General features: G+C 73.6%; 13 protein-coding genes. 9 read left to right on the top strand and 4 right to left on the bottom strand.

Going from position 1 to position 12,943, the window contains the following annotated elements:
• Window positions 1-146: 146 nt before the first annotated feature.
• From fepB to IE140_RS36375, 7 genes are all read left to right on the top strand, one after another.
• Entirely contained in the window at window positions 147-1,151 is a 1,005-nt protein-coding gene (fepB, locus tag IE140_RS04900) for a Fe2+-enterobactin ABC transporter substrate-binding protein (RefSeq protein ID WP_150197770.1), read from the top strand.
• A gap of 13 nt (window positions 1,152-1,164) precedes the next feature.
• Complete coding sequence (locus tag IE140_RS04895) at window positions 1,165-2,208, top strand: FecCD family ABC transporter permease (protein WP_150197772.1); 1,044 nt, start codon at window positions 1,165-1,167, stop codon at window positions 2,206-2,208.
• On the top strand, window positions 2,205-3,266 hold the full coding sequence (locus IE140_RS04890) for a FecCD family ABC transporter permease (protein WP_150197774.1): 1,062 nt from the start codon (window positions 2,205-2,207) through the stop codon (window positions 3,264-3,266). The genes IE140_RS04895 and IE140_RS04890 overlap by 4 nt, the downstream gene beginning before the upstream one ends.
• Window positions 3,267-3,353: 87 nt before the next feature.
• Entirely contained in the window at window positions 3,354-3,806 is a 453-nt protein-coding gene (locus IE140_RS04885) for a DoxX family protein (protein WP_150197776.1), read from the top strand.
• The gene (locus tag IE140_RS04880; protein WP_100559132.1) at window positions 3,803-4,228 is read left to right on the top strand and encodes a Zn-ribbon domain-containing OB-fold protein; all 426 of its coding nucleotides are present in this window, start codon (window positions 3,803-3,805) and stop codon (window positions 4,226-4,228) included. Before IE140_RS04885 ends, IE140_RS04880 begins: the two co-directional genes overlap by 4 nt.
• Before the next feature lie 60 nt (window positions 4,229-4,288).
• Entirely contained in the window at window positions 4,289-7,831 is a 3,543-nt protein-coding gene (locus IE140_RS36380) for a CHAT domain-containing protein (protein ID WP_189460079.1), read from the top strand.
• Window positions 7,828-8,517 (top strand): hypothetical protein, encoded by a 690-nt coding sequence (locus IE140_RS36375; protein WP_150198209.1) that lies wholly within the window; start codon window positions 7,828-7,830, stop codon window positions 8,515-8,517. The genes IE140_RS36380 and IE140_RS36375 overlap by 4 nt, the downstream gene beginning before the upstream one ends.
• A gap of 117 nt (window positions 8,518-8,634) precedes the next feature.
• On the opposite strand, the gene pspAB is transcribed toward IE140_RS36375, so the two are convergent.
• The 3 genes from pspAB to IE140_RS04855 all read right to left on the bottom strand — a co-directional run bounded on the left by pspAB (window position 8,635) and on the right by IE140_RS04855 (window position 10,934).
• Window positions 8,635-9,228 (bottom strand): PspA-associated protein PspAB, encoded by a 594-nt coding sequence (gene pspAB / locus IE140_RS04865; RefSeq protein ID WP_109179721.1) that lies wholly within the window; start codon window positions 9,226-9,228, stop codon window positions 8,635-8,637.
• A gap of 20 nt (window positions 9,229-9,248) precedes the next feature.
• Window positions 9,249-10,157 (bottom strand): zinc metalloprotease HtpX, encoded by a 909-nt coding sequence (htpX, locus tag IE140_RS04860; protein WP_109179722.1) that lies wholly within the window; start codon window positions 10,155-10,157, stop codon window positions 9,249-9,251.
• Between the two features lie 90 nt (window positions 10,158-10,247).
• Entirely contained in the window at window positions 10,248-10,934 is a 687-nt protein-coding gene (locus IE140_RS04855; RefSeq protein ID WP_109179723.1) for a pyridoxine/pyridoxamine 5'-phosphate oxidase, read from the bottom strand.
• A gap of 70 nt (window positions 10,935-11,004) precedes the next feature.
• On the opposite strand from IE140_RS04855, the gene IE140_RS04850 reads away from it, so the two are divergent.
• A complete protein-coding gene (locus tag IE140_RS04850; protein WP_150198211.1) occupies window positions 11,005-11,283 on the top strand; it encodes a type II toxin-antitoxin system Phd/YefM family antitoxin in 279 nt (92 codons plus the stop codon).
• Window positions 11,276-11,680 (top strand): PIN domain-containing protein, encoded by a 405-nt coding sequence (locus IE140_RS04845; protein WP_006126759.1) that lies wholly within the window; start codon window positions 11,276-11,278, stop codon window positions 11,678-11,680. The genes IE140_RS04850 and IE140_RS04845 overlap by 8 nt, the downstream gene beginning before the upstream one ends.
• Before the next feature lie 15 nt (window positions 11,681-11,695).
• Here IE140_RS04845 and IE140_RS04840 read toward each other — a convergent pair whose 3' ends face one another.
• Entirely contained in the window at window positions 11,696-12,868 is a 1,173-nt protein-coding gene (locus IE140_RS04840; RefSeq protein ID WP_189460077.1) for a thiolase C-terminal domain-containing protein, read from the bottom strand.
• Between the last annotated feature and the right edge of the window lie 75 nt (window positions 12,869-12,943).

Here is a 12,943-nt window from a genome sequence, read left to right as displayed (position 1 = left end):
CGGGGCGGTGACCGCGCGTGCACGGACACTCCGTCATGTGGATAAGGTAAGGCTAACCTTGCCTTGACTGATGCGGGGTGACCTCCGGGGGCAGCCGCGCGGCGCCGTGCCGTGCGCCCGTCCGGGGGTGAAGGGGTGGGACGTACATGAACGGCAGACAGCTGCGGGCTCGTTTCCGGGGGGTGGCGGTGGTCGCCGCCGGGCTCCTCGTGCTCACCGCCTGCGGTGGCGGCGACGGCGACGCGGGCGCCAAGGGTGACGGGAACGGCAAGGGCAAAGCGGCCGCCGCCCGCACCGTGAAGCACGACGCCGGGACCACCGAGAAAGTCCCCGCCGAGCCGAAGCGGATCGTCTCGGTCAGCGTCACCATGACCGGCCATCTGCTGGCCCTCGACGCCCCGGTCGTCGCCTCCCAGGCCACCCCGCCCTCCGTCATCACCGACAAGCAGGGCTTCTTCACCCAGTGGTCCGACGCCGCCGCGAAGAACAGCGTCAAGGTCGCCTACCAGGGCTTCGAGCCCGACGTGGAGAAAGTCCTCGCGCTGAAGCCCGACCTCATCGTGGGCGCCTCCTCCGGCGCGGAGAACGCCGAGAAGTTCTACGACAAGCTCTCCGCCGTCGCCCCGACCCTCCTCTACCGCCACGACGACGTCTCCTGGCAGGACCTGACCGCCCGCCTCGGCAAGGACCTCGGCCTGGAGAAGCGCGCGAGCGAGGTCGTCGCCGCCCACGACAAGCGGGTCGGCGAGGTCAAGGCCGCCATCACCGTGCCGAAGCAGTCCGCCGCGCTCGTCCGCGACAACCAGTCCGCGATGACCGTCTTCACCCCCGAGTCCGCCCAGGGGCGCCTCCTCACCTCCCTCGGCTTCACCGTCCTCGAACCGCCGGCCGGCAAGGGCCAGACGCAGGGCGGCCGTTCGGACTTCGCGGAGTTCAGCCAGGAGAAGGTCGCCGACACCGCGAAGGACAGCTCGCTCCTCTTCGTCAGCCACACCCCCGAGGAGATCACCGCCGCCACCGAGCGCCCGGTCTGGAAGGACCTGTCCGCCGTCAAGGACAAGCGGGTGTACGACCTCGGCCTCGACACCTTCCGGCTGGACTACTACAGCGCGGGCAACCTGATCGACAAGATCGAGAAGGCCTTCGGCTGAAGCCGTCCTCGAAGTGATCCGTAAACAACCCACCGCACGCGTGCGGTACGCCGCCGGGCTCACGGCGGGGCTGGTCCTCCTGGCCCTCGCCGTGGCCGGCGGCCTCGCCGTGGGCGCGCAGCCCGTGCCCCCGGCCGAGGTGTTCGCCGCGCTGCTCGACCCCGACGCCCCGCACGCCTCGATCGTCCGGGAGGTCCGGGTGCCGCGCACCCTCCTCGCCGTCACGGCCGGAGCCGCGCTCGGCCTCGCCGGTGCGGTGATGCAGGGGCTGACCCGTAACCCGCTCGCCGAACCCGGCCTCCTCGGCGTCAACACCGGGGCCGCCTGCGCGGTCGTCGCCGCGACCGTCCTGCTCGGTACGCGCTCGCTCCACGCCGTCGTCTGGTGGGCGCTGCTCGGGGCGGCCGTCGCGGTCGTCGTGGTGTATCTGCTCGGCGGCCGGGGTGCGGGCCGCGGCACCCCCGAAGGGCTCGTGCTCGCCGGGGTCGCCGTCACCGCCGTCCTCGGCGCGGTCGTCAGCGGGCTCGGGGTGCTGGACGCGGATGCGTACGGGACCCTGCGGATGTGGTCCGTCGGTACGCTGGCGGGCCGCGAACTCCCGGTACTGTGGGAGGTGTTGCCCTTCCTGCTGGTCGGGGCCGTGCTCGCGCTCACCGTGGCGCCCGCCCTCAACGCGTTCGCGCTCGGCGACGAGGCGGGGCGGGCGCTGGGCGTCGCCCCCGGGCGCGTACGCCTGCTCGGCACGCTCGCCACCGTGCTGCTCAGCGGCGCGGCCACCGCCGCGATCGGCCCGGTCGGCTTCATCGGCCTGGTCGCCCCGCACGTGGCCCACCTGCTGGCCGGGCCCGACCACCGCCGCCTCATGCCGTACGCGGTCCTCATCGGGGCGGGCCTGCTGCTCGTCGCGGACATCGTGGGCCGGGTCGTCGCCCGCCCCGCCGAGATCCAGGTGGGCATCGTGACGGCGTTCGTGGGCGCGCCCGTCCTGATCTGGCTGATCGGCCGCGCGCGGCACAACCGCCGGAGCGCTTCCCGGAAGGCGGTGGCGACGGCATGAGCGTCCTCGAAAAGCCGGAGGCCGAACGGAACCGGAGCCTCTCCGGCGGACCCGTGGCCGTACGGGGCCGGGGCCTCTCCCTCCGCGTCCGCCCCCGCCCCCTCGCCGTCGCCCTCCTCCTCACCCTCCTCGCGGCGGGCACCGGTGCGCTCGCGCTCACCCGGGACGGTCTCGTACCGCCCGCCGAGGTGCTGGGCGCGCTGTTCGGCGCGGGCTCCGAGCAGGCCGCGTTCGTCGTCCTGGAGCTGCGGCTGCCCCGCGTCGCCCTCGGGCTCACCGTCGGCGCGGCACTCGGCGCGGCCGGGGCGCTGTTCCAGCAGCTCTCCCGCAACCCGCTCGGCAGCCCGGACATCGTCGGCTTCAACTCCGGTGCGGCGACCGGTGCGTTGCTGGTCCTGCTGCACGGCGACCCGGCGTACGTGGCGGCCGGCGCGGCGGGCGGCGGACTGGCCACGGCGGTCATCGTCCAACTCCTCGCCCGACGCGGCTCGTTCCGGGGCAACCGGCTGATTCTCGCCGGGATCGCGGTCGGCTCCCTGCTCGCCTCGGTCAACGCCTACCTGCTCACCCGGGCCGCACTCGACCACGCCCAGTCCGCCCAGCTCTGGCTGATCGGCAGCCTCGGCAGCGCGGAACGCCACCAGGTCATGCCCGCCCTGCTCGGCCTCGGGGCCCTCCTGCTCGCCGCGCTCCCGGTTGTCCGCCGCCTGGACCTGCTGGAGATGGGCGACGAGGCGGCGGGCGGCCTCGGTGTGGACGCGGCCCGCACCCGGGTGTTCGTCCTCCTGATCGCGGTCGGGCTGAGCGCGGTGGCGGTCTCGGCGGCCGGACCGATCGTGTTCGTCGCCCTCTGCGCACCCCAACTGGCCCGGCGCATCGGCCGGGGCACGGGGACGGGCCTGCTGCCCGCCGCCGCGATGGGCGCACTGCTGCTCTCCGCCTCCGACCTGGTGGCGATCTCGCTGCCGACGGCGGGACCACTGCCGGTGGGCGTGGTCACGGGAGCGCTCGGCGGGGTCTATCTGGCCTGGCTGCTGGGGCGTGGCCGACGGCGCTGAAGCTGTGCGGGCTGTGCGGACCTCTTGCGCGGTCGGCTCTCGTCCGGTGAACTGACGTATCGTCAGAAAACTGTGAGTGGAGGGCCGATGCAGACGATCTGGCTCGGCGGAGCGGAATGGGTCGCCGTCCTGCGCATAGGCCTCGGCCTGTGGTGGCTGGAGAGCTGGCGCCACAAGGACCGCAAGGGCTGGTTCGAGCGCGGTACGGGGATCGCGTGGGCAGCGGACATCGCGGGCAAGCACCGCTGGAGGGCCGTCCGCACGGGCTTTCAGAAGGTCGTCGAACCCCGGCCGAAGCTGATCGCGTACGTCGTCGTCTACGCCGAACTCGCTCTGGGACTGGGACTGGTGACCGGATTCCTCACCCCGGTCGCGCTGGTGGCGGGCCTCCTGCTCAACCTCCTCTACCTGACCCTGATGATCCACGACTGGGCCGAGCAGGGGCAGAACGCGATGATGGCGCTGATCTCCCTCGTGGCCCTGTTCGCGATGGCGTGGCAGACCTGGTCGCTGGACGCGGCGTTCGGGCTGTTCCTGTGAGCGCCGAACGTGCCTCTGCGGGCCCGCGCTTCGACCTTCCCGAGCCGGACGCCTTCACCCGCCCGTACTGGGACGCGGCGGCGGAAGGACGGCTGCTGATCCGCCGCTGTGCCGGGTGCGGCCGGGCGCACCACTATCCGCGCGAGTTCTGCCCGTACTGCTGGAGCGAGGACGTGGGCTGGGAGGCGGCGAGCGGGGAGGCGACGCTCTACACCTGGTCCGTCGTCCACCGCAACGACCTGCCGCCCTTCGGTTCCCGCGTCCCGTACGTCGCGGCCGTCGTCGACCTCGCCGAGGGGCCGCGGATGATGACGGAGATCGTGGAGTGCGCGCACGAGGCCCTGCGCGTCGGGATGGGCCTGGCCGTCACCTTCCGGGAGGCGGGGGAGGAGGCCGTACCGGTGTTCCGGCCCCGGGGCTGAACGGGGCGCTTTTGTGGAAGGCTGACCACTGCCATGATCCAGAGGCGCTGGGGGGACGGCGTGCGACTGTCGGAGGACGTCACGGGGTGGGCCTTCCTGGCGGAGGTGGACGGGGCCCGGCATGCCGGACTGGCGGTGGGGCGGGCGGGGCTCGGCCCGTTCACCGGAGCCGGTCCGGGCGGAAGCCTGTTCACCCGGGCGTGCGGGCGGGGGCTGGCGGCGCTCGCTTCGCTGAACGAGCTGCCGTTCGCGGAACCCGTCGACGCGCGGTGGTGCGTCCACCGGGGCGAGGAGGGCGTCTTTTCCGTACTCGGCCCGGGTGGGCTGGAGTTGGCCTACGATCTCGACCTGGACCTGCCGGCCGACTGGCTGGAGACGGCGTCCGGGACGGGCTCGCTCGTGCTGGTCGTGTCCCATGTGCTGCCTACGGACGACGACATGGTTGCCGCGCTGGCCAACGAGACCCGGCAGGGGATGGTCTGTGCGGGCCGGGTGAGGTTCGGCCCACCCGGTCACGAGGCCGCCGGGCCGCCCACGCCCACCTACGTCCTCGACCCGGTCTCCGTCCTGCTGGGGCTGGTGCTTCACGCACGGGACCGAGTGCTGTCGCTCGACGCGGCCAAGCGGCGCGCGCGTGAGCTGGAGCGGGTGCGGCGGAGTCTGGAGGAGACGGAGGAGGTCCACGGGCTGTCCGCCGGGGCGCTACTGGAACTGCTCGTCGCGGATGCGGCCCGGAGCCGGGGAGGTGCGGCCGATCTCCTGTACCTCTACTGGCGGTTGGTGACCGAGGTCGCGGAGGAGTGCGGGGCCGACGCGGTCTGGCGGGAGGCGGCCCTGCGTACGGTCGAGAGCGCGGCGCCGGTCCTCGCGGAGCGGTGCGAGCGCCCGGTGTTCGAGGACGCCGACGAGCTGTCCGGCCGCCTGATCGAGCGGCTGGAGGGCTCCCCGGACGGCTCCCCGGACCTGGCGGCTGCGCTCCTGGCGGCCGCCCGGCTGCGGCTGGCGGTCCGGGGCCCGGAGGACCTGGGCGGCGATGCGTACGCCGGGGAGGAGGGGACCGTACGGGCCGCCCAGCACGCCGCGGACCTGTACCGATCGCCGCTGTACCGGCCGTGGTTCGGCGGCACGTGGCCGTTGCTGTTCGACGCGCGGTTACGGGGCGAGGCCCGGGACCTGCTGGTACGGGCCGCCGAGTCGGACGAACGCGCGAGCGGCCCGGGCAGTGCGCTGCGCCCCCGGATCCTGGCCGCGCTGGCCCAGGTGGCCCAGGTGGTCACGGAAGAGGAGGAGGGGGAGGGGGAGGGCGGCGGCGTGGACCGGGCGACCGCGCGGGCCGCGTTCGACGCCCTGTTCGCCGCCCGCGCCGCCGCGCCGCCGGATCTGGTGCTCTTCCTGCTCCGGTCGATGGGCGACGCGCCCGCGACGTACGTCGACACCGTACGGGAGAACGTGTTCGGCTCGGACGTGCCCGCCTTCCTTGCCGCGTACGGCGGAGTCGTCGCCGCCCGGACCGTGGAGCAGGGCATCGACCTCGCCCGGCAACGTGCCGACCGGCCGCTCCTGCGCGCGGTACTGGACTGGGCCGACCGCTCTCCCCTCGCCCAGAGCCCCGCGCAGCGCCGGCAACACGTCGAGGCCCGGTTGCACGCGCTGCCCGACGACCCCACCGACTGCCCCGGCCCCGACTCCGACCCCCTCAGCCCTTTCCCGGAGTCCTTTCCGGCAGGCTGGACCCCGGTCCAGCGCTCCGCCGCCCTCCTGCACGCGGCCGCCCACGCCCGCGACCGGGGGCGGCCCGCGCTGGGCGCAGCCCTCCTGCGGCAGGCGGAACCGGGGGACAGCACGGTCGTCAGACTGCTGACGGCGGACCTCTACCGCTTGGCGGTCGAGCGGGGCGAGCCGGTCTCCGACCGGGTGCCATTCCCGTGGGGCCACTCCACCTACGCGGCGCTCTCCTACGCCTCGCTGAACCAGCAGGACCTGGCCCAGGCATGCCTGCTGCCCGTCCTCCGGGACCTGCCGAACCTCAGCGGTGACGCCCTCAAGAACGCGGTGTACGCGATCATCGTCGACGTACCGAACTTCGACACCGGCGGCGCCCCCGCGCTCGGCGAGGTCCTCCGCGACCTCGTCCACGCCGCCGTCTGGCAGGTTACCCTCGGGATCGAGTCGTTGCCGGTGGCGCTGATGATCGGCCTCCACCAGGCGGGCAAGGGGCCGGAGGCCGGGGCCTGGCGGAGGATCGACGGCCCGGTCCCCCGCCCCGCGCACATCGTCAACTACCTGGCGAGACTCCGCTCCTTGGAAAGCCCCACCGCCGTCGGCGGCGCGACGGCGAACCTGCTGAACGTCCTCGACGCGGACCTCGGTGAGGAGAACCACGAGGACGACGACACGTTCGTACGCAACCTGCGCCGCCGGATCTCCTCCTTCATCGACGACGAACTCCGCGCCCGCTCGGCCGCCTTCGTGGACGACCAGTACCTGTGGGCGCGCACCGGCGAACTGCTCGACGAGCGCAGTGTGCTGCTCACCTGGTTCCTGCCGACCGCCGTGAACGGGGCCGCCGTGCTGCTCGCCGTCACGCGCGAAGGCAGCGCGATCACCGTGCAGTTGGGCGATCCGGACGGCGACGGACCCGAGAACGCCGCCGCCTACGCCGACCGGCATCCCGTCGCCGACCTGGTCGACGCGGTCCGCACCGAGGTCGAACGCGACCCGCTCTTCGGTGAGGTGACACCGGAGGGCCGCAGGCTGCTGACGGGGTACGAGCTGCCGCTCGTGATGGGCGACCGGTGGGCCGCATGGCGGGCCCAGGGCAAGGACCGCCTCCTGCTCTGGCCGCACGGTGCACTCCACTACCTGCCGGTCGCGCTCTGCTCCGTCGACGGCCGCCTGATCGCGGACGACTGGACGGTCACGACCATCGCGGGCCTCGAAGCGCTCGTCCCCGCCGACCTCTCCGCCGGCCTCCCCGTACGCCCTCGCCCGCGCCGTACCGCCGTCATCGCCTCGGCCACCGGCGGCGTCCCCTACGGACTGCCCGCCGAACCCGCGCTGGAGGAGCACGCCCGGGCCGTCGCCGAGGCGGTCGGCGCGGACGCGGTGACCGGCCCGGCCGCGACCCGGGCCGGGCTGCTCGCCGAACTCGCCACGGCCGACGTCGTCCACCTCGCCGTCCACGGCACCATGGATCAGGACGCCCCCTGGCTGCACTGCCTCCACCTCACCCCGGACGAGGACGACGACGGCCGGGTCTTCGCCCACGACTTCCTCGAACTCGACCTGAGCGGCATCCGGTTGGTCACCCTCGCCGCCTGCGAATCGGCGCTGGGGCGCTTCGACCGGGCGGACAACGTGCGCGGCGTCCCGGCAGCCCTGGTCACCGCCGGGGTCCAGGCCGTCGTCGGCTGCCTGTGGGCCGTCCGCCCCGAACCGGCCACGTACTTCTTCCACCGCCTGTACCAGCGGGCCGACCTCGCCGACGCCCCCGAGCGGGCGTTCCGCTCGGCACAGACCGCCACCCGGGCGCGGTACCCGCAGTACCGCGACTGGGGGGCCTTCACCTTCCTCCGAGGACGGAGCACGGGAGTCACCGCATGACCGAGATCCAGTTGCACGACATCGCCCTCGAACCGGAGCGCACGCTCGGCGCCCCGGCCGACGACGGACCCTTGCGCGGCCGTCTCACCTTCGGCTGGGACCTGCTGCCCGCCGACCACGCGAGCGCCCCCGCCGACTGGCACGCGCACGTCCGTTCCACGCCGGACCGGGACTACCGCCACCTGCTGCTGGTGTGCTCGTTCCGCCCGGAGACCCCACAGGCCCCGGGCACGTTCCGGCACGCCTCCCTGGCCCTCTCCCTCTCCACCCCCGACCCGTCCGCGCGGCCGGTGGCCCGCCTCATCGACCCGGGGGAGCGCACCCGCCCGACGGCGGCAGGCCCCGGCACCGGAGTCAGCTTCACGGTCAGCACCGGCGTCGTCGACCTGGGCGTGGAGCGACAGCAGCCGGAGCCGGGCCCCGCCCGGGAGGAGTGGATCGTCCGCGGCCACGGGGCGTCCCAGCCGGACCCGCAGTGGGAGTTCCGCGGCCTGCGCCGGCTGCCCCTGGTGGGCGACCACCCGGTGGCCGCCCTGGTGGAGCTGGTGCCCGGCCGGCCGAACACGGCGGACGTCCTGGTCGCCGCCGAACTGGAGCACCGCAGCTGGGGCATCCGCCGCTACCGGGCACGCCTGGGGCCCACGGTCCACGGCATCCCGCTGAACCCGCAGGAGGCCGGCGCCTGACCGTGAGGCGGCCCGCGCCGGGGTCACTCCTCGGCCGCCTCCGGGGCCGTCACCAGCCCGTGCAGCGGCTCCGGATCCTGGACGGCGTTCCTGGACCACGCGGTCGCCAACGGCTGATCACAGCCCCGGCGCGCCCCACACCGGGAACCACCGGGACAGGTCCTTCTCCACCCGGAGGTCGTCGCCGAGGGCGCCCCGGACCTGGAGTTCCAGCTGGTTGTCCCGCTTCTCGGCGTCGCCGGGGAGCGGGGCGAACGGGTAGAACGTGCCGCGCTTGTAGAGGTAGACCAGTGCCAGCGACCGGCCGTCGGTGGACTCCGTGTCCCGGAAGCCGATCAGCGAGCAGAGCAGGTGCGGGCCGAATCCGCCGTCCTGGAGCATCGTGTTGACCGCGTGCAGGTCGTTGACCAGGCCCGCCGTGTCGTCGGCCGGGTGGGTGGCCAGCAGCCAGGTGTAGCCGTACGTGTCCCGGCTGAACTCCACCGGGATGCCGCCGCGTTCCGTGTCCGCGTCCAGCAGTTCCCGTACGTCCTCCTGGAGCCGTGCGAAGCCGCCGCCCTCCACTCCCGCGAAGCAGACCGAGCCCCGGCCGGTCGGGGTGAAGCCGGTGGCGGCCTGGAGGGTGAGGGCGGCGGAGGGGACGGCGAAGAGCTGGTCGAGGTCGGGGCGGACCGGTTTGCTCCGGCCGAGGATCGCGTCGAGCAGGCCCACGGGCGTAACTCCTTGGAGACTCAGCGGGACAGGTCGGTGGAGATGCGGGACAGCTGGTCCAGACGCTGTTCCAGCGTCGGGTGCGAGGAGAACAGCCGGCCCATGCTCTCCTTCGCGGAGAACGCGGGCATGAAGTAGAACGCGTTGTACGGCTCCGCCTTCCGCAGGTCCTCCGTCGGGATGCGGGCCATCTGCCCGCTGACCTTGGTGAGGGCGGAGGCGAGCGCGGAGGGGCGGCCGGTGAGCAGGGCGGCGGCCCGGTCGGCGGACAGCTCGCGGTAGCGGGACAGCAGCCGGGTCAGCAGGAAGCTGATCGCGTACACGACGGCGCTGATCAGCGGGATCAGGAGCAGCAGGATGCCCGCCGGGTCGTTGCCGGGGCGGCTGCGCGCGAAGCCGCCCCACAGGGCGATCCGGGTGATGATCCCGGCCAGTACGCCGAGGAACGAGGCGATGGTCATGACGGCCACGTCCCGGTGCGCGACGTGCGACATCTCGTGGGCGAGGACCCCCTCCAGCTCCTCCGGCTCCAGTCGGCGCAGCAGGCCCGTCGTCGCGCAGACCAGGGCCGTCTTCTCGCTGCGGCCGGTGGCGAACGCGTTCGGTACGTCGCTCTCGGCGATGGCCACCTTCGGCTTCGGCATGTCCGCCAGCGCGCAGATGCGGTCGATGGCGCCGTGCAGCTCGGGGGCCTGTTCGGGGGTGACCTCGCGGGCCCCCATGCCGTACGCGGCGATGCGGTCGCTGAACCAGAACTGGGCGATGAACATGCCGCCCGTGATGACCAGGATGATCGGCCAGGAGCCCCTCAGGGCCGCGAGGAGCACGCCCACGAAGACGACGTAGAGCAGACCGATCAAGAACATGGTCGTGACCATGCGGCCGGTCAGGCCCCGGTCGGGGGCGTAACGGGAGCGGGCTCGCGGCATCGGTGCCTCCCAACAGCTCAGCTGTCTCCCATACTGCCCCTTAACGGTGAGAACCGGATAAACGTGCTGTGTGCAGCGGTCTGCACCGGATCAGGGCCAGAGCAGCTCCCGCGTCCAGTCGCCGCCGCTTCCCGTGCCCGCGTCGCGGCGGTAGCGCAGCCGGATGTGGCGGCGCCGGGCGTCGCCCTGGAAGAACTCGACCTCGGCCGGCTCGACGACGTACCGGGTCCAGGTCGGGGCCTCCGCGTCCGGCTCCGCCACCGCCCGGTCCCAGGCCGCGTCCGCCGTCCGGTGCAGCTCGGCCACCGAGCCGACGACCTCGCTCTGGGCCCCGGTGAGCGCGGCGGCGAGCGCCCCGGTGGACCGGGCGTGCAGGTCGGCGTGGCTCTCGGCCGGGGTGCAGCGGACGACCGGGCCCCGGACCCGTACCTGCCGGCCCTGCGCGGGCCAGTAGAAGCCGAGCGCGGCGTGCGGGCGGGCGGCGAGCTGGTGGCCCTTGGCGCTGGTGGCGTGGGAGGCGAAGTGCCAGCCCCGCTCGTCGGCGTCGTGCAGGAGCAGCGTGCGTACGTCGGGGAGCCCCTCGGCGTCGGCCGTGGCCAGCGACATCGCGTGCGGCTCGGGCTGCCCCGCCGCCACGGCCTCGGCGAACCAGGCGTGGAAGAGGGCGAGGGGCGCGGCCGGGGCCGCCTCCGGATCGAGGGCGGGCAGCTCGGTGTCCCAGACGCGCTGGGCGTGCAGAAGGTCGCGGAAGGGGCGCTGGGAGGTGTCGTCGGTCATGGGGCCATTGGACCGCATCGGGCGGTCCACCGGTGTAGCCCTGTGAGACACGGCGCGCTACCGTGAGGGCATGAAGACCATTACGCAGCGGGAGTTCCGGAACAACTCCGCCGAGGTCATGGACGCGGTGGAGGGCGGGGAGACCTTCCGCATCACCCGGAACGGCATAGAGGTCGCGGAACTGCGTCCGATCAGTCGCAAGAGGCAGCTCAGCGCCGAGGAGCTCGTGGCCCGGCACCGGCGGCTGCCCCGGGTCGACGGTGACCTGCTGCGCCGCGAGGCGGACGAGTTCTTCGGCGCGGAGGACCGGGTCGGCGACGAGGACGTGTGGGAGCGCAACGGTGGCTGAGCGGTACCGCACGGGGGTGCTCGACACCTGTACGTACATCGACCTCGACCTGCTGGAGCCGGAGCGGCTGCCCGTGCTGCCCGTCCTCACCGCCGTATCCCTGGCCGAACTCCAGCAAGGGGTGGCCATGGCGAAGGACCCGCTGGTGCGGGCCGCCCGGACGGAGAAGCTGGGGGCGGCCGTGGCGGACTTCGAGCCGCTGCCCTTCGACGGGGACGCCGCCGCGCGGTACGGGACCCTCGTCGCGCTCGTCCTCGCAGCCCGGCGTGATCCCCGACCGCGCCGCATGGACCTGATGATCGCGTCCATCGCATCGGTCCGGGGGCTGCCGCTCTTCACCCGCAACGCCGACGACTTCAAGGGGCTGGAGAGCATGGTCACTGTCGTCGGGCTGTGATGAGGACCGGGCCCCTCACCCCCGCCCCAGCACCACCGTCCCCGACGAGCAGAACCAGCCGCCCGTCCCCGACGCCACCGCCAGCTCCGGCAGCCCGCCCCCGGCCCTCACGACCTGCCGGGGCCCCGCCTCGCCGCGCAGCTGCCGTACCGCCTCCACCAGCAGGAACAGCCCGCGCATCCCGGGGTGGCAGGCGGACAGGCCGCCGCCGTCCGTGTTCACCGGGAGCTCGCCGCGCAGCCCGGTGCGGCCCTTCTCGACGAACGCGCCGCCCTCGCCCTTCGCGCAGAAACCCAGGTCCTCCAGCGTCACCAGCGTCATGTACGTGAACGCGTCGTAGATCTCGGCCAGGTCGATGTCGGCCGGCCGCACCCCGGCCCGTTCGAAGGCCAGGCGGCCGGAGACGGCGGCGGGGGAGACCGTGAAGTCCTCCCACTCGGACATCGAGGCGTGCGACGTGTGCTCCCCGGTGCCGAGGATCCACACCGGGGCCTTCGCCGTGTCCGGTACGTACTCCTCGGCGGCCAGCAGCACCGCGCAGCCCCCGTCGCTGCGGATACAGCAGTGCAGCTTGGTGAACGGGTCCGCGATCATCGGCCCCGACAGCACCTCGTCCACGGTGATCGGCTCCCGGAACATCGCCTCCGGGTTCGCCGCCGCGTTCGCCCGTGCCGTCACCGCCACCTCGGCGAGCTGCGCCGGCGTCGTGCCGTACGCGTGCATGTGGCGGCGGGCGGCCATCGCGTACTTGGCGATCAGGCTGTGCCCGTACGCCGCCTCGAACTGCGCCGGCCCCCGTGCCCCGAACGACAGGTTCGACGTGCGGCGGCCCGCCCTGATGTCGGCCCGGGCCGTCGACCCGTAGACCAGCAGCACCGCTCTCGCCCGGCCCGCCGCGATCGCGTCCGCCGCGTGGGCCGCCATCACCTCCCAGGTGGCGCCGCCCACCGCCGTCGAGTCGACCCAGGTGGGCCGCAGCCCCAGATACTCGGCGACCTCCACCGGGGCCAGCGCCCCGAGCCCCGCCGAGGCGAAGCCGTCGACGACCGACCGGTCGAGTCCGGAGTCGGCGAGGGCGCGGCGGGCGGCCTGGGCGTGCAGGGCGTACGGCGTGGCGTCGTCGACGCGCCCGCAGTCCGCGAGGGCGACACCGACGACAGCGACCTTGCGGGGACGGGAGGCAGACATGAATCTGACGGTACATCAGATGCGGGATGCCGCAACCGTGCCTGCGCGACACCTTCCTCGCCTCGCCCGCATGCG

The sequence above is a fragment of the Streptomyces parvus genome, assembly GCF_014648875.1.
Classification (GTDB): domain Bacteria; phylum Actinomycetota; class Actinomycetes; order Streptomycetales; family Streptomycetaceae; genus Streptomyces; species Streptomyces parvus.
The sequence above is the reverse complement of the archived record's forward strand: the minus strand, read 5'-3'. Positions and strand labels throughout refer to the sequence as shown.

Coding starts and splice junctions, on each gene's coding strand:
- fepB (WP_150197770.1), top strand. CDS start 147: ATGAACGGCAGACAGCTGCGGGCTCGTTTCCGGGGGGTGGCGGTGGTC.
- IE140_RS36375 (WP_150198209.1), top strand. CDS start 7,828: ATGACCGAGATCCAGTTGCACGACATCGCCCTCGAACCGGAGCGCACG.
- IE140_RS04890 (WP_150197774.1), top strand. CDS start 2,205: ATGAGCGTCCTCGAAAAGCCGGAGGCCGAACGGAACCGGAGCCTCTCC.
- htpX (WP_109179722.1), bottom strand. CDS start 10,157: ATGCCGCGAGCCCGCTCCCGTTACGCCCCCGACCGGGGCCTGACCGGC.
- IE140_RS04840 (WP_189460077.1), bottom strand. CDS start 12,868: ATGTCTGCCTCCCGTCCCCGCAAGGTCGCTGTCGTCGGTGTCGCCCTC.
- IE140_RS04885 (WP_150197776.1), top strand. CDS start 3,354: ATGCAGACGATCTGGCTCGGCGGAGCGGAATGGGTCGCCGTCCTGCGC.
- IE140_RS04855 (WP_109179723.1), bottom strand. CDS start 10,934: ATGACCGACGACACCTCCCAGCGCCCCTTCCGCGACCTTCTGCACGCC.
- IE140_RS04850 (WP_150198211.1), top strand. CDS start 11,005: ATGAAGACCATTACGCAGCGGGAGTTCCGGAACAACTCCGCCGAGGTC.